This window comes from Herbinix hemicellulosilytica (assembly GCF_002904165.1).
Lineage (GTDB): Bacteria > Bacillota > Clostridia > Lachnospirales > Lachnospiraceae > Mobilitalea > Mobilitalea hemicellulosilytica.
In genome coordinates this window covers 17018-42626 of record NZ_CVTD020000018.1, presented here as the reverse complement: position 1 = coordinate 42626, position 25609 = coordinate 17018, and the positions used below count along the sequence as shown (strand labels likewise).

Here is a 25609-nt window from a genome sequence, read left to right as displayed (position 1 = left end):
CAGAGTTTATACGGTAAATGTCAGACTTATTATAATTATGATTTATATATTGACATTCTAATATAAACCGGAAAGTAAATAATTAAATCTGTTACAAATTATTGTACGAGAAGATAATTGCAGGCAGTAAAGAACCGACATAATAATACATAAAGGAAGTGAGCAAACATGCGAGCCAGCGGCATACTATTACCTGTTGCCAGTTTGCCTTCAAAATATGGAATAGGTGCCTTTTCAAAAAGTGCATATAAATTTATTGATCAGTTAAGAATGGCCGGTCAGAAATATTGGCAAATCCTGCCCATTGGACCTACCGGTTTTGGAGATTCTCCATATCAGTTATTTTCGACTTTTGCCGGAAATCCTTACTTTATTGATTTGGAAAAATTGACAGAAGAAGGCTTGTTAACCACGGAAGAATGCGAAGAATGTGATTTTGGAGATGATCCGAGGTATATAGATTACGGTAAATTATATAAATACCGATTTGCTCTTTTAAGAAAAGCTTATCAAAGAAGTAACATAGACAAAAACATTAAGTTTTATGAATTTGCTTCGGAAAATGCCTATTGGCTTGATGATTATGCCTTATATATGGCAATAAAAGACCATTTTGGCGGAAAGAGCTTCATAGAATGGGAAGAGGATATCAGATTAAGAAAGCCGGAAGGCTTAAAAAAATACAAGGAAAAGCTAAAAGACGATATTGAATATCACAAATTTATTCAATTTTTATTCAGCAGTCAATGGAGCAGTTTAAAAACATATGCCAACAATAACGGAATAAAGATTATTGGAGATATTCCGATATATGTGGCATTTGACAGCGCGGATACATGGGCTAATCCCGAACTGTTTCAACTGGACGAAGATTGCAACCCTATAGCCGTAGCCGGCTGTCCTCCGGATGCATTTGCACCTACAGGACAGTTATGGGGAAATCCCTTGTATAATTGGGGATATCATAAGAAAACCGGATATGAATGGTGGATAAAAAGGATAGCTTACAGTTTTAAACTGTATGATGTGGTAAGAATAGATCATTTTAAGGGTTTTGATGAATATTATTCTATACCGTTCGGCGAGAAAACGGCAGTGAACGGGCACTGGGAAAAGGGACCGGGTTATGACTTTTTTGAAGCGTTAGAAAGACAGCTGGGGAAATTAAATATTATAGCAGAAGATTTAGGTTTCATTACGGAAAGTACAAGAAAACTTCTTGAGAAAACCCGGTATCCCGGTATGAAAGTTCTTGAATTTGCCTTTGATTCCAGGGAAGAAAGTGACTACCTGCCTCATAATTATGACAGAAACTGTGTGGTATATACAGGAACCCATGATAACGATACAATTAAGGGATGGTTTAGCAGCATTCCTCAGGAAGACAGAAATTATGCACTAAGATACCTGAATAATGACGGTAAAAATCCGGACAATATACATTGGGATTTTATACGGCTTGCCATGCAGAGTGTGGCTGATATATGTATAATACCGATACAGGACTATCTGGGACTTGGAAGCGAAGGCCGGATCAATATCCCTTCCACCGTAGGCTCAAACTGGAGATGGAGGCTTTTGGAAGGGGAAATAACGGATGAATTGTTAATGAAAATAAAAGAAATTACCTTACTTTATGGAAGAAGGTAAGGACACAAAAATACTGATACATTATAATTGACGGAAATTCAGAAAAAATGAATGAAATGCTCATGAGAAAAGTTATGTCTTATCAGATATTATTAATGGCATAATAAATATTGATATCAGCCGTTATTAAAGAGGGTTTTAAGAAGAATAATCAAAAATATAAGTAAAATAATGCTCTGTGTCAGGTGTGATTATAAACATTAAAACATGAAATCACCGGATACAGAGCATTTTTTAAATATGATTATAATATTTGAATATATTGCTTTTGCTAATAGTAATGAAAAATAATGTAAGTATTTAAAATAGACAGTATTTTAGAGTAATCATATGCAGTTTTCAAGGCTCCGGTAATAGTTTTTTCATGTTTATATCCGACTCCTATTTGTACAATCGATACATTTTTATCGAAATGTACCAATAAAAGAAAATTTGAAAAATTCCTGCCGGTATCATTAAATATGGCAACCATACAGCAAAACCGGCAATATTAACAAATCTGTATGAAAAAATATTATAAAATATTTGACTAATTCCTGCAGGAAATAACGACACTAATAAGTTCATAAATTTGCCCTGAGGTCTTATAAAAATCTCCATAATCATATATATTAAAAACATTCCTACTGAAATTATTATTGACGTACCACTTTTCTTTGAAATAGAAGAAATAAGAAGACTAAGAAATCCTATTGCGATTACCCCAATATAACCTCCTGTTACTTCTAATAGCATAGCTTTTCCCAACGTATAATTGGCAGGAGAAAATGGGGTATTAACCTGTAAACTTGTTTGAAGTCCTTTTCCGCCTAATGAAACATAAATTGAAATTAAGTAGATTGATATAGGAATAATATAAAGTAATGTATTTAAGATAAACAAAGAAAGGGATCTTGCTAACGGAAACTTTCTTTCTCCCTCTATTGTAATTGATATAATATCTTTAGTACCATTTTCAACGGTTTCTGAAAATGCCGTAGAAGAAACTATAATAACCATAACGGTTATTAAAATTATAAGCATAGTCAGCCATTCGATTGAATCGCCCCAATTATCATAGTTCTCATAATAAACAAATGGCTTTTTTATTTTGTCTTCCATATCTGCAATTTTCCTGCCAATTTTTTTGTCACTTAGTGCATCTATATATTTTTGGATCATTTTTTTTCTTAATGAATAATATTGGTCGGCATATTCAGTAGGCGGAATATGGGAGTTCCAAGGAATAATGATCATATCTCCTTTGGGAGGGAAGGTAAGTCCTTGCATAATACCTAATAAAGGAGTAGCTTCAAAAAGTTCGCAGGTATATATTAATTTTTCCTTAATAAAGTCATAATGATTGATATATATTTCTCGGGCTTTCTGAAGTTTTTCTACAGTAACTTCCCCTTCAAATGCCCGATTATATTCTGCAGTCAATTTAATTGCTTCTTTTCCTTTAATTATTTCTACGTCACCGGTTTCTGTTATCTTATCAGCCATAATTCCCCTTAAGAAGAAATAGCCGGTTAAAGAGCCTGCTACAACAGCAAGAATTAAAATAATGAAGTTAATTTTTTTCTTAAAAAAATAGCATAATTCCAATTTAAATATTTTTATAAATTTCATTGCTGCCTCCACATTTTCCAAAGATAATAATCATTTAAATTTGGAATTGCACTTACTGATGTATCACTCAATTTGATACTGCTAATATATCTGAGCTGATTTTCCATTGGATCTTCGCCTTTATAATTAGTGATAATGCCACCATAATTCTCAACTAGTTTTCTTAAACTTAATATTTTATCTTCCCTGTCCTTGCATTCCCAGACCATTCCCTGTATTTCGTTCAGTTGGTCTTTATATTTTCCGTTTGATATTACGTTACCTTTTTTTAAAAGTATCAGATCGCTTGCAATATACTCTATATCGGAAACAATATGTGTTGATATAATAACAGTGTTTTTCTCGCTGTAACGTGATACAAAATCCCGAAAATTTCTTCTTTCAGTAATATCTAATCCGGCAGTGGGCTCATCTAAAATTACAAAGCTTGGTTGATTTATAAAAGCTTGTGCGATACCGAGCCGCCGCAATGTTCCGCCTGAAAGATTCTTTATTTTTTTATTGATATGATCATTTAAATTTAAAATATTGACCAGCCAATCAATATTTTCGTTTATTTGATTCATAGACAGGCCTTTATACATTCCTACATAAGTAAGATATTCATAACATCTCATATCTTCCGGGGCTTTAAAATTTTGCGGCATATACCCCAAAGCCTGATGGAATTCTTTGTTTCTTTTTACTGAAGCATTATTAAAAATAACTTCTCCGTTTGTTGGCTTTTGCCTGCCCGTAATTATTCGGATTAATGAGCTTTTTCCTGCACCATTTTCACCCAGTAAACCGTATAATCCTTTACTTATTGTTAAATTAATATTATTCAAAGCCTTTATTTTCCCGTAATTCATGGATATGTTATTTATATACATTACATTCATTTATTTCCTCCGGATATACTTTGTAAAAGAGTTCATGAGTTAAATGTTTGCTTATGAACTCTTTTTCCTTACATAATAACATAATTACGTTACTCAATTGAGCCAGACTTTCTAATTGTCCAAAAAGCTGCTTGAGAATTACCTGCGCTGTATGTAGTTGATGAACATGAACAGCCACATTTGAAACAACTGTCATCGCCCCTTGTAGTAACAAAAGCTGTCTCGGTAGAACACATACAAGCCATAGGAAGAATTTCATTTCCTTCAAACAAGCTGCTTGCAGGGGTTCTGCCTAAAGGGTTAATTAGTTTCATTTTTACACCTCCTTCATAATATAAATTTATTGCTTTATGTTTAAACATTTATGTAAAAACATAATCATTTAATCCTTCAATTATTTTTGGATTATTTTCAAGTAACTCATGGTAAAGTGATAAGTTTTTTTCAATATAAATTCTGTTCATTATACAATGGCTGTGCCTATAGCTAATATGAATTCCATTTTTATCATAGCAGTTCATATAACACATTCCGCACAAATGTATTGCCCAGCAGTCTTTGCAATATTTTAGTGCCTCATTACAATAGTCGTTAACATAATGTTTTTTTATTTTTTCTATATCTAAACCGGAATAAACATCTCCTATAGATGGGGCTTCCCCTAATTTTTCGCAAATAAGATATTCGCCTTTAGCTGTTACATAAACTCGTCTGGCACCGGGAACACAACAACCATTCATATAATAAAATTTCATTGGATGATGAAAGAGATGCCTTTTGTGGATCAACGCCAAATCTTTTATTATGTTATCTTTTGCTATATTTCTAAATGCAAATTCACTTTTATTGATATCACTAGTTGCCCATTCATACAAAGGATCAAAATATCCTTTAATTTTTTTGCTATTTTCCATGATTTCTTTTTCAATTTCACTATCAACACCCATATAATCCATTTCTCTTTCTCCACTTGAAACAAACGATGATGTGAATATCACATTCTCAGGCAACCATTCCAAACTCGAGAAGAAGTTATCAATTTTTTCAAGTGTGCTAATATCGTGCTCTGGTAATACACAGTTGATTCCAAATGTTATAGAATTTTCATGTCTGCACATATCAACAAGCAATTTTAAGCCGGCTATTGCATCTTTAAATGTACCTTTTCCGTTAATATATACTCTATATTTATCATTAATATCTTTAGGGCCGTCTAAACTAGCTGTGATATGAAGATTTTTTAACTTTGAAAAATATTCTGCAATTTCTTTAGTTACTAATGTACAATTTGTTGTTATTGCATATGATATTTTCTTATCTTTAAAATTTTTGCAATAATCAATACAATTTTTTATCAAATTAAATTTTAGTAATGGCTCACCACCGTAAAATGTAACATGTATTGTCTCTTCTCCACTATTTATAACAAGGTCATCTATAGCCTTCTTAGCAATGTCAAATGTCATGTCTGCATTTCCAAATCTTCTGTATCCACCTTGGTTTTCATGATATATACAATATTTACATCTCATATTACATTTTTCTGTTAATTCCAGAGTTATTTGTTTTCTTTTTGATCTAAGGAATTCATCTAGTTCACTAATTTGAGGCCCGATAAATTCTGTTAGTTCAGGAGCTTGTAATATATTTTCTTTTATAATTACATCATATAATTCTTCTAGAGCTGACATTTTTTCCGATTCTGAGTAATTAATTTCGTCTATATGAGAAAAACCATTATAATTTAACATGTTATTTAATATATCAAATGTTACTTTATTTACTTGAAAGACTTTTCCTGTACCTAAGTCATAAAAATAATAATTTTTTCTGGTTCTAAAGCATCTGCCCAATCTGGAAAAGTTGGTGCAATGTATAACAGATTCTATTTTTTCTATTATATTATCTATCAAGAATATTCCCCCCTTTATATAAAAATCCGTATTTAGTACTTTGATATAGTGTACTAAATACGGAATTGTAATTTATGTATATTATTGCAAGAAAATATGAAGATTTTCTTAAGATTTTATATCGGTTTTTTCATTTACTATATTAGGCAGGCTAATTGAAACAGTAAATTGATTGTTATTACTGTGTGCCTTAATATTACCGCCTAAATCTGTAATTATTTTTTTTGCGATCGCTAGTCCTAAACCTGACCCTTCTTGACTTGATGATCTTGAGTTCTTGCCTCTGTAAAACCTTTCAAAAATTAATGACAATTCGTTTTTTGTTAATTCATCGGTATAATTAGAAATATTAAGAGTTAACATATTGTCCTTAATTAATGCTTCCAATGTGATACTGGAATTTTCGTATCCGTAATTTATGGCATTTTTTATAATATTTCCTAGAGCTTTGGAAAATTCTTCAACAAATGTAATTATATACACATCTTTTTCTATAAGTAGATTAATATCCATATTTTTATCTGTCAGCTGCGGATAAAATTCATCTTTTAGTTGATTAAGAAGTATTGCGAGATTGACTTGTTCTTTTAATTTGTTATTATAATCTGAATCATATTTGGTCAGATAAAACAAATCATCCAACAGCTTTTCCAAATATAAAGCTTTCAAAAGAGCTATTTTAATATATTTATTTTTGGATTTTTCCGATAAATCCGTATCTGTATCAAGTAAGTTTAAATATCCAATAACTGATGTTAAGGGAGTTTTTATATCGTGTGTAAAATTAGTTATAAGTTCGTCTTTAATTTTATTTTTTTCTATTTCATCTTCTATGCGATAATATTTACTGAAAAATATTTTAAGAGTATTAAAAAAGATATTGTAATCGCGAATTTTATCATAATCATTTGGAAGTTCGTTGGATCTTATAATTTCAGCCAATACTTTGGAACAGTCTTTTTCAACCCTATCTTTTGTTTTTTTCTCAACCTGATATCCCGTATAAATATATATAAAAATTGCCGATAATACTATGAAAATGAGGGAAATTATTATAGCTGTTTTTAATTTAGGCCATAACAGAGTACCCCTGCTTAATGGGATATTATCCGGTAATTCTACATCTGACATAAAAAGGTCAACAAATAAATCACCTATTTTTATAGAGAAGAAATATTTTATAATTAATAGAATAAAGGAAATTATTAAAACAACCGTTATTGCTTTTACTGCCTTTTTTATCCAAAAAATTTTACTATTCAATTTTATATCCTACTCCCCATATAGTTTTTATTATATCGGTGTTTTTTGATATTTTATTCATTTTATATCTTATATTTCTAATATGTACACTGACAGTGTTAGAGTCTTTTTCAAAATAATCCTCTTTCCAAACTTTTTTAAAAATTTCTTCAGAACTGACCACACTTCCTACCTGCTCCATCAAGATTTCCATTATCTTAAACTCTATCGGTGTAAGCTGGAGGTCTATATTGTTTAATTTGCACTCATGTTTTGCTTTATTTAAACTTACATTTCTGTAAGTAATCTCATTTGATATTTGCTTAGGGACTTTTCTTAGATGAACATTGAGTCTGGCAATAAGTTCCAGAGGATCGAAGGGCTTTTTAATATAATCGTCTGCCCCTGAATACAGGCCTTTTAGTACATCGGCCTGGCCGGTTTTTGCAGTAAGCAGAATTATAGGATAATTATGATTTTCTCTTAACTTTTTTAAAACGGATAAACCGTCAATTTCAGGCATCATTATATCCAATATTAAAGCAGACGGTATATTATTATCCAAATACTTTTCAGCTTCCCGGGAATTATAAAAGACAATAGGTTTATATCCGGCATTTTCAATATATAAAGATATTAAATCTGCAATATCTTTTTCGTCATCAACAATAACAATACTATCCAAGGCAATCTCCTTTCTAATTATAGTAAATTTATACATTAATTAATGATATTTAGAAATAAATGTATATTACTCGCTATAATTATACCACAAAATTAATTTTTTGAAATAAATAGTATAAATTGTAAGTTGTTATATTGTTAAACAAAAGCAGATTTGGTATCTTTTATTATAATATGTTTAGATTCTTTAGTAATTAGATCTCGGTTATTATATAAAATTTTACTGATAACGGAGGTACATAATGAAAAAAACGATTCTGATATTGGAAGATGATGAACATTTAAACCGTGGAATAGGATTTATTTTTGAGAAAGACGGCTATCAGATTCTTTCGGCAAAATCTATAAATGAAGGAAAAAGACTGATAAAACAACATAAGGTTGATCTGATAATATTGGATCTGATGCTGCCGGACGGAAGCGGGCTTGATTTTTGCAAAGATATCAGGACTTATTCAAACGTTCCCATTATTATGCTTACAGTATGTGATTTGGAAACGGACGAAGTATCCGGTCTTATGGCAGGCGCTGACGATTATATTACCAAGCCGTTTTCACTCTCCGTATTACGGGCAAGGGTTGAAGCCCTGATGCGCCGGACGGAAGCGGGAAAAGGGAATGTAATTATTTCAGGCAAATACAAACTTGACATGGATACATGCAAATTTTACCGGGATGATAAGGAAATTTTGGTCAGCGCTACGGAACTCAGATTGCTTTCATACTTAATGAAAAACGCCGGACAAGTCCTTTCAAAAGATCAAATTATCTCTGCTCTATGGGATAAGGACGGAAATTTTGTGGACGATAATACCCTGCCGGTTAATATCAGCCGTTTGCGGGCAAAGATTGAAGATGACCCTAAAAATCCTAGAACCATAAAAACCGTACACGGCATAGGGTATATCTGGAACGGGGAGGCTTAAAAATGGCACTAATAGTTATATCTGTTGTAAGTGTATTATTATGTGGCCTGACCGCTTTATTATGTTATCTGTATGTAAAAAGAACGTATGATGCCATTGACATGGTTTTTGACAGTATGATGGCAGGAAAATATGACAATTTGTCGGAAACGGCAAAAGAAAGCCGCTTATCAAAATTAACGCATAAAGCTGTAAGAATTTTAAAGACAAGTACAATGGATATTGAAAAAACCAGGCAGGAGAAAGAGATTATACAAAGGTACATTTCAGATATGGCTCATCAGATGAAAACACCACTGTCAAGTATAGCCATGTATACAGACTTGCTTCTTGAAGGCAACATAACCGAAATTGAAAGACAGGAATTTTTATCCCGTATAAAAACGGGAACAGAAAAGCTTCAATGGATGATGGACTGCCTGGTTAAGATATCAAGGCTGGAAGCGGGAGTAATAGAACTAAATCCCGTTCCTGCAAAAATCAAGAAAACCATTTCAGACAGTATCAATACCGTTTATATGGAGGCATCAAGGAAAAACATATCTGTTAAAACGGCAGAATTTGAGGATATTTCCCTGTTACATGACCGTAAATGGACAAGTGAGGCTATAACAAATATTCTGGATAATGCAATCAAATATTCCCCACCTGACAGTGAAATTTATATATCTGTGGAAACTCTTCCTGTCTACACAAAAATAATTATAACCGACAATGGCATCGGCATTTATCCCGACGAACTTAATTCCATATTTAAGCGTTTTTACAGGGGAAGAAACGCAAAAGACACGGATGGCGTAGGGCTGGGGCTTTATCTGGCAAATTTAATCCTGCAAAAACAAGGCGGATATATATATGCAGACTCCAGGCCGGGACAATATACGACTTTCTCAATTTTCTTACAAAACTGTAAGAAATAAGTATATCTTTGTCATGACCCTGTAAGAATTGCCCTGTATTATATAAAGCCGTAGATATTATTTAACTTTAAAAAAATCTGGTTCAGCATGAACAGGATTCGGAAGGGGAGATAAAATGCCGATTTTGTCTGCACAGGGACTAAAAAAATATTATGGAGAAGAACCGAATATTGTCCGGGCCTTGGACGGTGTCGATCTGGAGGTGGAAGCCGGAGAATTCGTTACGGTAGTTGGAGCATCCGGGTCGGGAAAGAGTACGCTTCTTCATATGTTGGGAGGTCTTGATAAACCGACAGAGGGCAAAGTAACAGTTGACGGACATGAACTTGATAAAATGTCGGATGAGGAACTTACCATATTCAGAAGGCGAAATGTCGGATTTGTATTTCAGAGTTTTAATCTGGTTCCTATTTTAAGCGTATATGAAAATATTGTGCTTCCGATTGAACTTGACGGCAACCGGCCGGACAAAGCATTCATAGATGAAATAATTGATCTGCTGGGGCTTAAAGAGAAGCGAAACAGTCTTCCAAATATGTTATCAGGCGGCCAGCAGCAGCGGGTAGCCATTGCCCGTGCTCTTGCGACTAAACCGTCAATATTACTGGCGGACGAGCCTACCGGTAACCTGGATACGAAAACCAGCCAGGATGTACTGGGAGTTCTTAAGATGACATCTGCCAAATTCCACCAGACTATTGTTATGATTACCCATAACGAACACATTGCCCAGCTTTCGGACCGCATTGTCCGTATAGAGGATGGTAAAATTGTTGGGGAAGGACGGGGCATAAATGAAAAATAACAACAAAGCTGTTATTAAAAAAATCATAAACAGAAGCCTAAAATCAAATAAAAAAAGAAATTTTTTTATCACGACAGCTATTGCTCTTACGACACTGCTCATTGCTTCAGTTTTCAGCATCGGTATGAGTATTATGGAAACAATGAAAATGCATGAAACCCGCCTTATGGGGACTTTAGCCCATGCGGCAATAACTCGGCCTACCGATATACAAGTGGAAAAACTTAAAAAGTTAAGTTACGTAAAAGAAGTCGGTACAGGAAATTATGTTGCCACAGTAAAAAACACACCGCAAATGGGCGATATGAGCTTAACACTACATTACTTTGATACTACCGAATGGGAGAATTTGCGCGCCCCTGCTTATACAAATATAGTCGGAACCTATCCGCAGAAAGAAAATGAAATCATGGTTCCGTTATGGGTACTTGAAAAAATGGGTGTTGATAATCCAAAGATAGGCATGGAAATACCTCTCACTTATCATGACAAAAATGTAAATGATGGTTTACCGGTTGATAAAATATTTAGTTTGTCCGGGTGGTTTACCAGTTATATGCATATCAGGTCCGGTAATATAGATTTTATTTTGGTATCGGAAGAGTTTTCTAAAAGGCTTGGTAAAACAGCCGAAACCGACGGTGCCGCATCGGTGGTTTTTGATAATTCAAAGAAAGTTTCTGAGTATTGTGATCTGTTAGTTTCAGATTTGAATTTATCCGAAAACCAGAATGTAAAGCCTGTTCCGGTTTATAATGTGGATGCCTCGACTATAAAAAACTCCATACTGGCATTATCCTGTATTGTTATATTTCTGATTTTGACGGGCTATCTTTTGATATATAATGTACTTTATATCTCGGTTTCACGGGATATACGTTTTTATGGCCTGCTTAAAACCATCGGAACAACGCCAAGGCAAATTAAACGGATTGTCACAGGACAGATCCTTAAGTTATGTATAATAGGCATTCCGGTCGGAGAAACGGCAGCATTTCTTGTCTCTTTTGCTGCCGTTCCCATGGCTCTTTCAATATATGAAGACACAAAAACGGGGACTGTCATATCCTTTTCTCCCATAATTTATATAGGAGCAGCGCTTTTTGCCCTGCTTACAGCTTTACTCGGAGCCTTCAAACCTGCCAAAAAAGCTGCGGGTATTACTCCGATAGAAGCGGTGAAGTATATCGGTGTAAAGCTAAAGATTAAGAAAAGAATGGTTCGTCCGGAACGGATTTATCCGGGAAGGATATTTTCGTTTGCCAACGGAAAACCGTTCAAAATGGCATTCCGTAATATTTTCAGAGACGGTAAGAGGGCAGCGATAGTCATAATAAGCCTGTTTTTGGGAATGACAACATTTACTTGCGTAACAACCCTTATAACAAGCATGGATACGGATAATTATGTTGATTCCTATTTGGAAAGTGATATCGTGCTGATAAATAACACTGTTTCCGGTGGTTTAGAACCAAAGCAAAAATTTGACTCCTCATTTATTGAAAAAATAAAAACTTTATCCGGATTTGAAAGTTTGCGCATAACAAGCCGGGAATGGATGCGGCTTGATTATACGCAAAAGGACTTTGGTAAATATGCAGACATGTACATTAAAAAATATGGAGGCGAAGGACTGGGCGAAGATTACCTGAAAGATAACTTCTCGGGAATTTTGGTGGGTATAGATAAGGAAGCTCTTGCTAGTCTGGATTATTCTTCGGGAAACCCTATAGATATTGATGCATTTGACAGGGGAGAAATAGCCCTGATTTCCACCGATACTCCGGAACTGTTTGAAAATGTTGATGAACTGACTATTTACCCGATAAAAAATACCGATGAAACAAAGATGCATAAAGAAACGGAAGGAAAACCTGTGAAGGTTCCGGTTGGAGGTTATGTGCCTCTGTTTTTTGAAAGAGTAGGTTTTAGTGCGGCTCCTACCGTTTTTGTGTCAAATGCTTTAATGGATTCCATATATGAAGAACCTGTAATATATAAAATTTGTATTGATGTGGCAAAAGAATATGAAAAGCAAACTCTTGAAACTATAAAGCAATTAACGGACAAGGATTATGAAATATCGCGCAGGTCAAAGGCTGAAGCAAGAGAAGAATTACGCGAAGGCAAAATAATAATGTATATCCTTGGGGGAGGTATTTCATTAATTCTTGCTTTTGTTGGCATTCTCAATTTTATAAATGTAATGTCAGTAGGTATCACAGTACGGAGGCAAGAACTGGCAAATCTTGAATGTGTGGGAATGAGCCGAAGACAGGTCAGAAAAATGTTAATATACGAAGGACTTTGGTATGCAACATTAATTCTAATTTTAGTTTTTACGGCAGGAAGTGCCGTTACCGTAGGGATTTTTAATTTATTTAGAAAACAAGCCACTTATGCAATATTTAGCTATCCGTTTATACCTGTTTTTCTGGCCAGTCTTACGATTTTGGCGGTTTGCATAATAACACCCGAAAAAATGTATCGTACTGTTATCAAATCATCATTAGTTGAGAGATTAAGGGAAGCGGAATATTAAATCTTTAAATTTGTGGTAAATCTTGCAGAGGCAATAGGAGATAATCAATTTGTTAGTAAATTATTGTATATAGCTTTAAAAGCTGCTAAAGGTAAAATAGTTGAAACCCTGGCTAAATTTGGTTTATATATACGATTCGTGCGGACAGAGATACGATTCATGCGGTAAACGGTTCTTTTATAAAAAAAGTGATAATATACAAAGCATAACCATATTAAGTCAGAAATTAAAATATACCAATACAGGATCTAAAAAGGAATAATTAAATTTATAAAAAAGTTTACCCAAACGCACGATTTGATCAATATAAAAAGGGGTGGCTGATATAAATAGAGTATTTGTGAAAAAGGAGGATGTTATGTTAAGTTTGGAGGGGACATATTGTCAGGCGATAAAAATATCGCAAAACGTAGTGGAAGATATCAGATTTGGCAGGAAACTGTATCTGGATCCTATAGATACAATATCAGCCCAAATATGTAAGTATCGTAATGAGGATGCGAACATTTTAATATTGCTGAACAACTTTAAGGACAAATACCCTTATTTAATTTCTCATCCCGTAAATGTGGCTTTTATTTCTTTTGTTATAGGGATATGGCTTGATTTAATAGAGACAAAACTGTCAAATTTGGTGAAGGCGGCGCTTTTACTTGATATAGGGAAAGCAAAGATTAAAGACAGTTTGTTAAACAAGCCTGAGGAATTAACATTGGCAGAAGCAGAAAAATTAAAGGCACATCCTGTCACCGGTTATAAAATATTACACAGCACAGGAAAATTTGGTAAGGAAGTATTAAGTGGGGTCTTATTTCATCACGAAAGAATGGACGGTTCAGGTTATCCTATAGGACTTAAAGGAGAGAATATTAATTTGATTAGCAGGATTATTGCAGTAGCTGACACGTATGATGCTATAACTTCAGATAAAGCATACGGAAAAAAATACTTTCCCTTGCAGGCAATTCAGGAAATTATGGAGAACAGTATTGGTTTGGATCAGGAAATCTGCAGGATTTTTGTTATGCATATGATCAACTACTATTGTGACAGAGAAGTTCTGTTAAATAATGGACGCCTTGGATACATAGCTTCAATTAATCTTAAAAATATATCAAAACCTTTGGTCAATTGTGATGATAAGTATATTGATTTAGCGCTTGAAAATGATATTGAAATAGTCGAGATACATTAAGATTGATTGATAATCTTAATAATGCCAATGTGTATTTATCCTGTTATTACAGAGTAAATATATTTTTACGAATCGGTTTCAAGTGATTATAAGGCTGATAAATTTATCAGTATTATGATTGTATTATATAAGCTCAAATAAGGGGTGATTTTATATGACATCAGTCTCATTAGGCTGGTTTATAGCAGGAATTTTTATTTCTGCCTTTGTTACACTGTGGTTTGCAGGCAGTTTCAATGAGCTGTCAGCCAGGCGAAAGAGCCTTGAGTTAATCAGGGAGCAAGTAGAAATGCATCGCAAATTATATATGCAGGAGCGAGGCGGTGAAAATGACGCGGCAGCATTGAAAATTCTTGAAAATAAACTTATGGTTTACAGAGAGGTGGAAAAAAGCTATAACTCCCTGATAAAAAAACCTATAAACCGAATTCCTGCCTATATTTTAGGATTTCACCCCACAGGTAAGGAGCATGATTCATGATAAAATTTACGGATTAATCAAAATATTTGCCTTAGGTAAAATTATACCAGGCATAATCTATGATACTTTTAGTCTGAGTGACAGGTGACTGTTAATCCGGATATGGTTCGGGAGTGAAAAACAGATGCCGGATCGGTATAAATTAAGGTTTAAATATAGGGGAAGTATTTAAAATAGAGTATTGGCGGTAGTAAAGTAGCCTGCATCTTTAAAGAATGCAGGCTATTTTTATTTTAAATTTATTCTGCAAACTTTTTATTTTATAAACGGAAGGAAAATAATTCAAATTCCTTGTTTTTATTTCCGGCTGGGGTATGGTAGAATAAATTTAGTTGATGAGAAAGTCCGATAATTTGGGGGTGTTACCTTTGTTAAAAATTTTTTTAGTTGAAGATGAGGTAGTGGTTAGAGAGGGAATACGTAATACATTAAATTGGGAAGAAAATGATTTTATTTTCTGTGGGGAAGCCAGTGACGGGGAACTTGCTTACCCTCTGATTCAGAAACATAAACCGGATATTGTGATTACAGATATCCGTATGCCTTTTATGGATGGGCTGGAACTTAGCAGGTTAATAAAAAAAGAAATGCCTTGGATAAAAATAATTATTTTAAGCGGATACGGGGAATTTGAATATGCGAAAGAAGCTATTAATATCGGAGTGACAGAGTACTTATTAAAGCCTATTAATGGTACTGAACTTATGAAATCTTTACTTAAGGTCAAAGAGAATATTTTAAATGAGCGGAGAGAAAAGGCTAATATAGAACGGTTTAAAAAAGAAATTCAGGAATATGAAGAAGATGAGAAAAGACGGATTTTTTATGATTTGGTTAATAACAGCCAGCCGCTTGGCAGCATACTTGAACGGGGCAATGAATTGAATCTCAAATTAAGCGCGGTTGTTTATAATATTATTTTGTTTACCATAGACCATACACGAAAAAATCATCGTGAAACCATGCAACTAAATGCTGTTAACCGGGAACTGAAGCAATTATTTGACATTAGTGAAGATATAATTAAATTTGATTTATTTATGGACGGAATGGCTTTACTTTTGAAGGGAAACAGTTTGGAAGATTTGCAAAGAAAGCAGGAGTATTACATAAACCGTATACGGGAGATTATGGATAATTATAAAGGAATTTCTTATTTTGGAGGTATAGGGGTTGCGGTTAACAGGTTGGGCGAGTTAAGCCGTAGCTATCATGAAGCAAGCAGGGCATTTTCTTACCGGTATATCTGGGAAGAAAATCTGATTTTGGATAGCAGTGCTATTTCTAAAACCAGGGAACTGCTTAGACGGACAAACCGTTTAAATATGGATAATATAGTAAAGCTAGATAAACGTAAAGTAGAAATCTTCTTAAAATCCGGCAGTAAAGAAGATGTAAGCAACTTTGTAGACGAATATTTGCAGTCCATTGGCAGTGAAAACCGTAATTCTATTTTGTTTAGGCAATACGTTGTGATTGATATGTATTCTATTGTTGCCGGTTTTTGCAAGGAAATAGGTATTGAAGATTATGAACTGGAAAAGCCCCTTCATAATGAGAATCAGTATAGCCGGCTTATAACTGATTTTAATAATACAAAAGACTACATAAAACGAATTTTAGAAAAAGCTATTGAGTTAAGAGACAATATAACAACAAAGGAGTACAATGACATTGTAAGCAAAGCTAAAATCTACATTCAAGAAAATTTCTGCAGGGAAGACTTATCTCTAAATCAGGTGGCTGCCAGTGTATATGTTACTCCCAGTCATTTCAGCGCAGTATTTTCCCAAAAAACAGGTCAAACCTTCATAAAATATTTAACAGATTTAAGGATGAATAAAGCTAAAGAACTGCTCAAATTTACCGACATGAAGACTTCAGAGATCGGCTATGCCGTAGGATATAAGGATCCTCACTATTTTTCCTATCTTTTTAAGAAGACATTTAATTGTTCGCCCAAGCAATACCGTAACAGCATTAAGAAAAGGGAGGACTCGGGGTGTTTCAATTCTTAAAAAAGAAGTTCTCAAATTTAAGGCTGAATGTAAAAATCAGCTTATATTATTCTATTGTTTTATTAATCTTTTGTACTGTTTTTTTTATGTTTTTTACCACTACAGTCAAATACAATCAGGAATATAACGAAATTATAAAAAGTGCCACCATAGCCAGCAGTTTTAGTATTGATTTCAAAAAAGACTTCGACTATAAAATGTACCGTATTATTATCGGAAGTAAAGAATTCTATGATGAGGACCCCTATAAGGACATCGAAGAAGCGCAAGCAATAGCAGAAAAATTACAGGCTTCATCCTGGTCAAAAGGAAATGTGGAAAGAGCACAAGCTATCCAAAAATATTTGCTTAATCTAAAAAAACATGTCCGTAAAATAGAAGATAATCTGAAAGAGACCGGCCATTACGATGAAAATATCACTATTCTTTATAATGACATTCATGTAGTTACGTCTTTAATACAGGATACCATCTTAGAGTACATATATTATGAAACTATGGAAATGGAAAATGTCCGGGCTGCAATGGAAGTTGAAATGTTAAAGAACATGGAACTTATGGTAATCATGGTAATAGCAATGATTTTAGTTGGTTTATTTATTGCTATTTTCATATCCAACAGTATTTCAAGACCTGTTAAAGAATTAAGCTTTATTACAAATCAGGTAGCCCAGGGAGATTTGACGGTCCGTTCCCACATAAAAAACGGAGCTGAACTTAAAATACTTAGCGATTCTTTAAATATAATGATAGAAAAGCTTAGTGATTTAATTGAAACTGTTAAGAAAGAACAAAGTAATCTTAGGGAAACGGAAATAAAACTGCTTCAGGAGCAAATAAACCCCCACTTCCTTTATAATACCCTTGATACTATTATCTGGTTAGCAGAATCAGGCAAGCAGGATGATGTAGTAGAGGTGGTTGGTTCCCTTTCGAAATATTTCAGGACTTCACTTAGCAAAGGCAAGGATTTGGTTACGTTAAAAGATGAAGAAACTCATGTATGCAGCTATCTGCAAATCCAGAAGATAAGATATGGGGATATCCTTGAGTACGAGATTGATCTTCCAAAGGAATTATCCTTATGCAGAATTCCCAAAATAACTTTGCAGCCCCTTGTTGAAAATGCTTTATATCACGGTATAAAAAATAAAAGGACAAAGGGTAAGATTAAGTTAATAGGCAGAATGGAAAACGATAAGGTTATTATCAAAGTTACTGACAACGGTTTAGGAATGACTCCCGATAGGCTTAAGCAAGTATTAGAAAGTATGCAGAGGAAATCGGAGAATGAAAAAGAGTCCTATGGTTTATACAATGTAAATGAACGTATCAGAATGATTTTTGGCCCGGATTACGGTTTATCCTTGCAAAGTACTTATGAAGTCGGAACAGAAGTAACTGTGTGCTTGCCTAAAGTTATTAAAGAAGATAATTAAGCAAAAAATTTTATAAGTATATCAAAAAAAAATAAACATTTGAATTAAAGAGAATAAATAATGCTTAAAATATCAACCTTTTCTCATAAGAATATTAATCGCATTTATTCCTAATATGTGTAAAAATATTATTGCATTAGAGATGTATTGGTGATGATAAAAATAAGGATGGGGGAACGAAAATGAAAAGAATGAAACAGTTGTTGGTTCTTCTTTTAATTCTTGCACTTGGACTCACTTTCATAGGATGCGGTAAGAAAGATACGAATACTCAAACCTCAGGAAAAGATGCTTCTTCTAAAGATGAGGGAGATCTGATTGTAGTAGGTTTTTCACAAGTTGGTGCCGAATCTGACTGGCGTACAGCCAATACAAAATCATTCCAGTCGACATTTACAGAAGAAGCCGGATATAAGTTACTGTTTGACGATGCTCAGCAAAAACAGGAAAATCAGATAAAAGCAATCCGTAACTTTATTCAGCAGGACGTAGATTACATAGTTATCGCCCCGGTTGTGGAAACCGGCTGGGAAACAGTCCTTGGTGAGGCAAAGGAAGCCGGAATTCCTGTAATTATAGTTGACCGTATGATTAATGTTTCCGATGACAGTTTATTTACCTGCTGGGTAGGTTCTAACTTCAAGCAGGAAGGGTATGACGCAGCCGACTGGTTGGCAGAGTACCTTGAGAAACAGGGAAGAAGTGAAGAGACAATTAATATTGTAACCCTTCAGGGAACCATCGGTTCCTCCGCACAGATCGGGCGTACCGAAGGTTTTGCAGAAAAAATGAAAGAACATCCTAATTGGGTTATGTTAGACAGACAAACAGGAGAATTTACTCAGTCAAAAGGTCAGGAAGTTATGGAATCTTTCCTTAAATCCTATGATGATATTGATGTTGTAATTGCTGAAAATGACAATATGGCATTTGGTGCAATCGATGCCATTAAAGCAGCAGGTAAAGTACCCGGAAAAGATATTATTATAGTTTCATTTGATGCTGTTAAGGCTGCATTTGAAGCTATGATAGCCGGAGATATGAATGTTTCTGTAGAATGTAACCCTCTTCACGGACCCAGGGTTGCTGAAATTATTCAGAAGTTAGAAAAAGGTGAACAGGTAGAAAAATTACAATACGTAGAAGAGGGAGTATATCCTGCAGAAACAGCAGCAGAACTTATTAATACAAGAGAATATTAATAACAGGGATAGTAATAATTTATAAAGTCCGTATGGAGTTAATGCCAGCTTCTTTAGTTATGACTGATATGACAAAGGGCTGCTGCAATACTAAGGTTTGCAGCAGCCTTTTGTAAAACTTACAAAGCTGTGATAATGAATCGGAATTGCTGTATAAAATAGAAAGGATTGATTCCTTGTGATGAGTGATAAAAAAATACTTCTTACGATGCGGCATATTACTAAGACTTTTCCCGGGGTTAGGGCTTTATCTGATGTGGATTTTACCCTAAGATACGGTGAAATCCATGCCCTGATGGGTGAGAACGGAGCGGGAAAGTCCACGTTAATAAAGGTCTTGACCGGTGTAGAAGAGATGGATAATGGTGAGATATATATGGATGGGATAGATCATACGATAATAAACCGGTCACCACAGGAAGCTCAGGCAATCGGAATTAGTACGGTTTATCAGGAAATAAACCTGTGTCCTAACCTGTCGGTAGCAGAGAACATTTTTATTGGCAGGGAACCAAAAAAGTTTGGAAGAATAGACTGGAAGACCATGAACAGGAAAGCCGGTGATTTATTAAGTAATTTAAACATCCATATTGATGTATCGAAACCTCTCAGTAATTACTCTGTGGCTATTCAACAAATGGTCGCCATAGCAAGGGCGGTAGATATTTCGTCTAAAGTATTGATTCTGGATGAACCCACATCAAGCCTGGATGAGCAGGAAGTTGAAAAACTGTTTGCCGTAATGCAAAAGCTAAAGGAATCGGGAATAGGCATTATATTTGTAACCCATTTTTTAGACCAGGTTTATAAAATAAGTGACAGAATTACAGTATTAAGAAACGGGTGTTTGGTAGGGGAGTATGAAACCGATAAGCTTCCAAGTGTAGAATTAGTAGAATTAATGATAGGAAAAGAAATAGATGACCTGGCAAAGTTAAGGAAAGAAGAAAATGATGATAATAACGGTAAAAAGGAGATTATTGTAGAAGCCAGAGAACTGGGTCATACAGGTACGATTAATCCCTTTAATTTGAAGATACATAAAGGTGAAGTAATAGGATTGTCAGGACTTCTAGGTTCCGGACGGTCTGAGCTTGCAAGAGCCGTCTATGGGGCAGATAAGCCTGACCAGGGTGAACTTTATTTTAAGGGAAAGAAGCTGCAGGTCAAAACCCCTTTGGATGCAATGAAAGCCGGAATGGCATATCTTCCTGAAAACAGGAAGGAAGAAGGGATTATCGAGGATTTGTCCGTCAGGGAAAATATTATAATAGCCCTTCAGGCAAGGCAGGGCATATTTAAGATGATCAGGCGGAAGGAACAGGAAGAATTTGCAGACAGGATTATTGATCTTTTGCAGATTAAAACATCCGGTAAAGATATACCAATAAAACAACTTAGCGGCGGCAACCAGCAAAAAGTAATCCTGGGAAGGTGGCTGCTTACAAATCCGGACTTTCTCATACTGGATGAACCTACGAGGGGAATAGATGTTGGCACAAAAACGGAAATTCAAAAATTGGTGCTGAAGTTGGCAGAAGAGGGAAAAACCGTATTATTTATCTCATCTGAAATTGATGAAATGCTTCGGGTGTGCAATAAAATTGCCGTATTAAGAGACCGCAGAATGGTAAGTGAACTAAAAGGAGATGATCTTTCCCAGAGCAACATTATGAAAGCAATAGCGGGAGGTGAGACGGGGGATGAATAAGATAAAGCATATTTGGATGAAAATTACCGGTTTCTCTTTGTTTTTCCCCCTGTTATGCCTTGCAGTGGTTTTGGTAATTAACCTTATAAGAACTCCCGACTTTTTTAGGATCTCAATGAATAACGGAGTTCTCTATGGCTATGTGATTGATATTCTAAACCGGTCCAGTGAACTGATAATTTTGGCAACAGGCATGACGCTTGTAGTGGCGGCATCCGGAGGGACGGATATATCTGTCGGCGCAGTCAGTGCGGTAGCCGGTGCGGTTTGTATATATTCCTTAATCGGCGGTGCCAGCAGTGATGTTTACCGGATTCCTTATGTGCTGGCTTTAGTTTTGGGAATACTGGCGGGTACTGCCTGCGGAGTTTTTAACGGATTTTTGGTTGCAAAACTGCATATACAGCCTATGGTTGCAACCTTAATCCTGTTTACGGCAGGAAGGGGTATTGCTCAGGTACTTACACAAGGATTTATCCTTTATGTAAGAAAAGAATCCTTTAAATACCTTGGCAACTTCCTTCCCGGAATCCCTGTACCGACTCCCATATTTATTGCAGCCCTTGTTGTTATATTAACCATTTTATTGCTTAAGAGAACATCCCTTGGACTATACATTCAATCGGTGGGTGTAAACCGTATAGCTTCAAGGCTGGTCGGCCTGAATTCTTCATTGATAATATTTCTTGTCTATGTATTCAGCGGATTTTGTGCAGGTATAGCAGGGATGATAATAACATCCAGAGTCTATTCTATTGATGCCAATAATGCAGGACTTAATATTGAGCTGGATGCCATCCTGGCAGTGGCCATAGGCGGAAATAGCCTTGGCGGAGGTAAATTCACATTAATAGGCAGCGTAATCGGAGCGATTACCATCCAGGCATTGACCACTTCCCTTTATGCAATGAAAGTTACGGCAGACCAGCTTCCGGTTTATAAGGCAATAGTTGTTGTTATAATAGTAGCTATTCAATCGCCGGTAGTGAAACGGTGGATGAAAGCTGTCAGGCATAAGAATGCTTTATCCGGCAACAGAAAGAAGGTGAAGGCATGATTAAGAAACTAAAAAACCGCTTAAGCTCAAACTCCTTTCTGATCATTATAACAATATTACTATTTCTGCTTATGTACATAGGAGGAGTCATTATTTTTAAAGATAAGAACTTCGGCAGGATGCAGGTTTTTTTGAATCTGTTCATCAGTAATGCCGGACTTATAGTAGCGGCTGCCGGTATGACCGTTGTGCTGATTTCCGGCGGGATAGATATTTCGGTAGGCTCGGTTGTAGCAATGACTTGTATGCTGCTGGCCTGGATGATGGAGAATAAAGGCATCAACGCTGTCACTGCAGTAATTGTCGTCCTGATAGTCGGTATTGTTTTTGGCTTTGTACAGGGATGGCTGATTTCATACTTAAAAATACAGCCCTTTATTGTTACTCTGGCAGGAATGTTTTTCGCAAGGGGGATGACTGCTGTAATCAGCGTTGATATGATTACAATTAAAAATGAAGTATTCCTTGCCATGGCTAAGTCAAAAATAAATTTGCCCTTCGGAGGTTCGGTGAATAAAAGGGGTGTATTAATCCGGCCGTATATATATCCTAGTGTTATTATCTGTATTCTGGTGCTTATAGTTCTGTTTTTTGTAATGAAATACACCAAGTTTGGCAGATCCATTTATGCAGTTGGAGGAAACGAACAATCGGCATTGCTTATGGGGTTAAATGTAAAGAAGACAAAGATAAAAGTATATGTATTGAACGGCTTCCTTTCAGCCTTAGCCGGATTTGTATTTTGCCTAAATACAACCGGAGGTTTCGTAGAACAGGCAAAGGGATTTGAGATGGAAGCCATAGCTGCTGCCGTAATAGGAGGTACTTTGCTGACCGGTGGGGTAGGAAATGTAATCGGCAGCCTGTTTGGGGTATTAATAAAAGGTACTATAGAAACCTTTATAACATTCCAGGGAACATTATCTTCCTGGTGGACAAAAATAGTAATCGCCGTTCTCCTTTGTCTGTTTATTATATTGCAAAGTGTCCTAATGAATTTAAAATGGAATAAAAGAAAGAAGATAAATCAAGTATAGGGTGTTAGCAGGATAAAAGGGCTGTCTCAGAATAATCTTAGGCATGAAGATATATCCTCACACACCGTTAGAAGAACAGCTGCCGTGATTTATACGTCATATTCGGACATAAATGTCCGCCTATGACTGTACAAATCACGGCAGCTGTTCTTCTAACGGTGCATTATGGATATATCTTCATGCCCCATACATTTTTTTCTGAGATAGCCCCTTTTATCCTGTTCTTGACATATCAAATAAACAGTATCAGGAAAATACAATTCGTACGGTATAAAACACGATTCTTTTGGCGACAGCAGATGTTTCATATATGTGGATTTTGCTTTTGAAAAAGAATCTCTGGCTACAGGAACAGTTTGACCGTTTCTGGTGATAAAACCTTCCTTATTTAACTCGCTTACATGGCGCAAATTAACTATGTACGACCGATGGGGTTTAAAAAAGTTAGGATCGGATAACAAGGCACTTTCATAATCGGCAAGATATCCATAGGCCTTTTTTAATTCACCGTTGGTCAGTATAAATTGAACCGTGCGGTTTATGACTTCCACATAGACAATTTGCGAAAACGTTAATTTTAGTATGCCATTGCTTGTTTTTATAGTCAGGTATGCAGCTTCTTTATTATATTTAGCAAGAAGTTTGGTGATGGAAGGGAATATTTCTTCCTTTCGTACAGGTTTTAGAATATAATCATTGGCCTCCACTCGGTAGCTTTCCACGGCAAATTCACGGGATGAAGTAAGAAAAATAATAGGGATTTCACTGCCTTTGCCGCGGATTTCTTTGGCTGCATCTATTCCTGTAATACCGGGCATTAAAATATCTAAGAGCAGTAAATCAAAACGCCTTGTTCTCATAGTTTCAATAAGATCCAGGGCATTGGTAAAAGTTTCGTATGTAACCGTGCTGTCGAGTTCATTTCTATAATTTTCAAGTATTATGGCGATACGTGTTAGCTCTTCAATATTATCATCGCAAACTGCTATGTGCATGAATTTTTCCCCCAAACAGTGTATGAATAACCAATATAATAACATTTTAGCATATAGTGTTATAAGCTACAAACAAGAATCGAATAATTCCTGCAAAATTTATTGGGGTTAAATAAAGACATATTTACAGATAAAAAAAGCCCCTTTAGATTAAGGGCTTTTTGAGATATATTAAAGCATTAGTTTAAAACAAGAAGAACAAGTTTATTTGCATTATGTAACAGAGATAAAATTTGAAAAATCTCATAAAATAGAAAATAAAACTTTCACAGCAAGAATATTACAAAGGCAAATTTCGAAATATCGATCTGACTAAACGGTGTATAATTTTATATTTGTTGTTTTAAGAAATTCAATCCAGTCTTCAGGAATATTATTGTCTGTTATTATTGCATCAAAATCGGTAATCTGAGCGAAATATGAAGGTCCTATTTTATCTAGTTTACTTGAGTCGAATACGAGTATTTTAGAAAGAGAAGAACTTATCGCTGCCTGTTTGGTATCCACTTCGATCTGCTCAACACAGGTTACGCCTAATTTTTGGCTTACACCGGATGCTGAAATAAATGCCTTGTTTGCCCGGATGCGGCGTATCATTTTGACACCTTCGGGGCTTTGGAATAACTGAAGATTTTTATAATAATAACCGCCTGCAAAAATAATATTTATATTCGGCTTGTTGCTGATAGCCATTAAAGTGTTCATATTATAACAAAGTACTGTTAAGGGCATATTGGTAGGTAGATAGTGAGCAATTTGTTCTGTAGTTGTACCCGTATCGAGAATGATAGTGTCATTAGGCTCAACCAATGATGCGGCAAATTGCCCTATTTTCAGCTTCTCCAAAGATTGCTTTGACGATTCGTTAAGCAGATCATAATCCACTTCGCCGAAAGATACGGAATCATCATTGTTAAAAATAGCTGCTCCATGTACCAGTTTTATTACATGCTTACTTTCCAGTAATGTTAAGTCACGTCTTATGGTCATTTCCGATACATTGAAAGCGGTAGCCAGTTCTTTGATTGAAGCCCCGTTATGTTCTTTTAAATATAATACAATGTTATTTAATCTGCCTATTTTATTCATTTGTCATCCTACCTGTTAGTTTAATAACATTTTTTCATTTTGCGAAAGGATTATAACATATTTAAATTTTTTTGTAAAGATATAAAAATACAAATTTTTCTATATGATTTATAAAAAATTTTTAGAATTAAATAAAAATTAGAAAAATAAACGAATGTAAAATCAAAATAATACCAGGTTGGTCGATTTTTTTAACAAAAAAAATATAAAA

21 protein-coding genes are annotated in these 25609 nt (G+C 35.0%); 13 read left to right on the top strand and 8 right to left on the bottom strand.

What is annotated here, in order from left to right; genetic code table 11:
* The first annotated feature begins 168 nt into the window (after positions 1-168).
* Positions 169-1650, top strand: a complete 1482-nt coding sequence (gene malQ / locus HHT355_RS09125) for a 4-alpha-glucanotransferase (RefSeq protein WP_103203142.1) — start codon at positions 169-171, stop codon at positions 1648-1650.
* A gap of 381 nt (positions 1651-2031) precedes the next feature.
* Here malQ and HHT355_RS09120 read toward each other — a convergent pair whose 3' ends face one another.
* From HHT355_RS09120 to HHT355_RS09095, 6 genes are all read right to left on the bottom strand, one after another.
* On the bottom strand, positions 2032-3261 hold the full coding sequence (locus HHT355_RS09120; protein ID WP_103203141.1) for a hypothetical protein: 1230 nt from the start codon (positions 3259-3261) through the stop codon (positions 2032-2034).
* On the bottom strand, positions 3258-4142 hold the full coding sequence (locus HHT355_RS09115) for an ABC transporter ATP-binding protein (protein WP_103203140.1): 885 nt from the start codon (positions 4140-4142) through the stop codon (positions 3258-3260). The genes HHT355_RS09120 and HHT355_RS09115 overlap by 4 nt, the downstream gene beginning before the upstream one ends.
* Positions 4143-4231: 89 nt before the next feature.
* Positions 4232-4456, bottom strand: coding sequence for an Apre_1838 family putative sactipeptide bacteriocin (locus tag HHT355_RS09110; protein ID WP_103203139.1), 225 nt, complete (start codon positions 4454-4456; stop codon positions 4232-4234).
* Positions 4457-4504: 48 nt separating this feature from the next.
* A complete protein-coding gene (locus HHT355_RS09105) occupies positions 4505-6055 on the bottom strand; it encodes a radical SAM protein (protein ID WP_199179186.1) in 1551 nt (516 codons plus the stop codon).
* Positions 6056-6163: 108 nt separating this feature from the next.
* Positions 6164-7318 carry a sensor histidine kinase gene (locus tag HHT355_RS09100; protein WP_103203137.1) on the bottom strand — a complete coding sequence of 385 codons (1155 nt, stop codon included), beginning with the start codon at positions 7316-7318 and terminating at the stop codon, positions 6164-6166.
* A complete protein-coding gene (locus tag HHT355_RS09095) occupies positions 7311-7982 on the bottom strand; it encodes a response regulator transcription factor (protein ID WP_242967639.1) in 672 nt (223 codons plus the stop codon). Before HHT355_RS09095 ends, HHT355_RS09100 begins: the two co-directional genes overlap by 8 nt.
* 241 nt (positions 7983-8223) lie before the next feature.
* Here HHT355_RS09095 and HHT355_RS09090 point away from each other — a divergent pair, with 241 nt between their 5' ends.
* From HHT355_RS09090 to yjfF, 12 genes are all read left to right on the top strand, one after another.
* On the top strand, positions 8224-8907 hold the full coding sequence (locus HHT355_RS09090; RefSeq protein WP_103203135.1) for a response regulator transcription factor: 684 nt from the start codon (positions 8224-8226) through the stop codon (positions 8905-8907).
* A gap of 2 nt (positions 8908-8909) precedes the next feature.
* Positions 8910-9827, top strand: coding sequence for a sensor histidine kinase (locus HHT355_RS09085; protein WP_103203134.1), 918 nt, complete (start codon positions 8910-8912; stop codon positions 9825-9827).
* Between the two features lie 115 nt (positions 9828-9942).
* The gene (locus HHT355_RS09080) at positions 9943-10632 is read left to right on the top strand and encodes an ABC transporter ATP-binding protein (protein WP_103203133.1); all 690 of its coding nucleotides are present in this window, start codon (positions 9943-9945) and stop codon (positions 10630-10632) included.
* Positions 10622-13174 carry an ABC transporter permease gene (locus HHT355_RS09075; protein ID WP_103203132.1) on the top strand — a complete coding sequence of 851 codons (2553 nt, stop codon included), beginning with the start codon at positions 10622-10624 and terminating at the stop codon, positions 13172-13174. Before HHT355_RS09080 ends, HHT355_RS09075 begins: the two co-directional genes overlap by 11 nt.
* Positions 13175-13532: 358 nt before the next feature.
* Positions 13533-14369: an HD-GYP domain-containing protein gene (locus HHT355_RS09070; RefSeq protein ID WP_103203131.1), complete on the top strand. Its 837-nt coding sequence runs from the start codon at positions 13533-13535 to the stop codon at positions 14367-14369.
* A gap of 154 nt (positions 14370-14523) precedes the next feature.
* Positions 14524-14850, top strand: coding sequence for a hypothetical protein (locus tag HHT355_RS09065; protein WP_103203130.1), 327 nt, complete (start codon positions 14524-14526; stop codon positions 14848-14850).
* 368 nt (positions 14851-15218) lie between these two features.
* Positions 15219-16868, top strand: coding sequence for a response regulator (locus HHT355_RS09060; RefSeq protein WP_158245944.1), 1650 nt, complete (start codon positions 15219-15221; stop codon positions 16866-16868).
* Complete coding sequence (locus HHT355_RS09055) at positions 16853-18307, top strand: sensor histidine kinase (protein WP_103203128.1); 1455 nt, start codon at positions 16853-16855, stop codon at positions 18305-18307. Before HHT355_RS09060 ends, HHT355_RS09055 begins: the two co-directional genes overlap by 16 nt.
* A 182-nt stretch (positions 18308-18489) precedes the next feature.
* Complete coding sequence (locus HHT355_RS09050; protein ID WP_199179185.1) at positions 18490-19509, top strand: ABC transporter substrate-binding protein; 1020 nt, start codon at positions 18490-18492, stop codon at positions 19507-19509.
* 181 nt (positions 19510-19690) lie between these two features.
* Positions 19691-21220: a sugar ABC transporter ATP-binding protein gene (locus HHT355_RS09045; protein ID WP_103203127.1), complete on the top strand. Its 1530-nt coding sequence runs from the start codon at positions 19691-19693 to the stop codon at positions 21218-21220.
* Positions 21213-22277: an ABC transporter permease gene (locus tag HHT355_RS09040; RefSeq protein ID WP_103203126.1), complete on the top strand. Its 1065-nt coding sequence runs from the start codon at positions 21213-21215 to the stop codon at positions 22275-22277. Before HHT355_RS09045 ends, HHT355_RS09040 begins: the two co-directional genes overlap by 8 nt.
* Positions 22274-23314, top strand: a complete 1041-nt coding sequence (gene yjfF / locus HHT355_RS09035) for a galactofuranose ABC transporter, permease protein YjfF (protein WP_103203125.1) — start codon at positions 22274-22276, stop codon at positions 23312-23314. The genes HHT355_RS09040 and yjfF overlap by 4 nt, the downstream gene beginning before the upstream one ends.
* A gap of 152 nt (positions 23315-23466) precedes the next feature.
* On the opposite strand, the gene HHT355_RS09030 is transcribed toward yjfF, so the two are convergent.
* The gene (locus HHT355_RS09030; protein WP_158245943.1) at positions 23467-24309 is read right to left on the bottom strand and encodes a LytR/AlgR family response regulator transcription factor; all 843 of its coding nucleotides are present in this window, start codon (positions 24307-24309) and stop codon (positions 23467-23469) included.
* 312 nt (positions 24310-24621) lie between these two features.
* Positions 24622-25398 carry a DeoR/GlpR family DNA-binding transcription regulator gene (locus tag HHT355_RS09025; RefSeq protein ID WP_103203123.1) on the bottom strand — a complete coding sequence of 259 codons (777 nt, stop codon included), beginning with the start codon at positions 25396-25398 and terminating at the stop codon, positions 24622-24624.
* Between the last annotated feature and the right edge of the window lie 211 nt (positions 25399-25609).

Excerpts from the sequence above, each read along its gene's own strand:
- HHT355_RS09120 (WP_103203141.1), bottom strand. The coding sequence starts at position 3,261 with ATGAAATTTATAAAAATATTTAAATTGGAATTATGCTATTTTTTTAAG.
- HHT355_RS09070 (WP_103203131.1), top strand. The coding sequence starts at position 13,533 with ATGTTAAGTTTGGAGGGGACATATTGTCAGGCGATAAAAATATCGCAA.
- HHT355_RS09065 (WP_103203130.1), top strand. The coding sequence starts at position 14,524 with ATGACATCAGTCTCATTAGGCTGGTTTATAGCAGGAATTTTTATTTCT.
- HHT355_RS09085 (WP_103203134.1), top strand. The coding sequence starts at position 8,910 with ATGGCACTAATAGTTATATCTGTTGTAAGTGTATTATTATGTGGCCTG.
- HHT355_RS09090 (WP_103203135.1), top strand. The coding sequence starts at position 8,224 with ATGAAAAAAACGATTCTGATATTGGAAGATGATGAACATTTAAACCGT.
- yjfF (WP_103203125.1), top strand. The coding sequence starts at position 22,274 with ATGATTAAGAAACTAAAAAACCGCTTAAGCTCAAACTCCTTTCTGATC.
- HHT355_RS09115 (WP_103203140.1), bottom strand. The coding sequence starts at position 4,142 with ATGAATGTAATGTATATAAATAACATATCCATGAATTACGGGAAAATA.
- HHT355_RS09040 (WP_103203126.1), top strand. The coding sequence starts at position 21,213 with ATGAATAAGATAAAGCATATTTGGATGAAAATTACCGGTTTCTCTTTG.
- HHT355_RS09025 (WP_103203123.1), bottom strand. The coding sequence starts at position 25,398 with ATGAATAAAATAGGCAGATTAAATAACATTGTATTATATTTAAAAGAA.
- malQ (WP_103203142.1), top strand. The coding sequence starts at position 169 with ATGCGAGCCAGCGGCATACTATTACCTGTTGCCAGTTTGCCTTCAAAA.
- HHT355_RS09110 (WP_103203139.1), bottom strand. The coding sequence starts at position 4,456 with ATGAAACTAATTAACCCTTTAGGCAGAACCCCTGCAAGCAGCTTGTTT.
- HHT355_RS09050 (WP_199179185.1), top strand. The coding sequence starts at position 18,490 with ATGAAAAGAATGAAACAGTTGTTGGTTCTTCTTTTAATTCTTGCACTT.
- HHT355_RS09080 (WP_103203133.1), top strand. The coding sequence starts at position 9,943 with ATGCCGATTTTGTCTGCACAGGGACTAAAAAAATATTATGGAGAAGAA.
- HHT355_RS09030 (WP_158245943.1), bottom strand. The coding sequence starts at position 24,309 with ATGCACATAGCAGTTTGCGATGATAATATTGAAGAGCTAACACGTATC.
- HHT355_RS09075 (WP_103203132.1), top strand. The coding sequence starts at position 10,622 with ATGAAAAATAACAACAAAGCTGTTATTAAAAAAATCATAAACAGAAGC.
- HHT355_RS09045 (WP_103203127.1), top strand. The coding sequence starts at position 19,691 with ATGAGTGATAAAAAAATACTTCTTACGATGCGGCATATTACTAAGACT.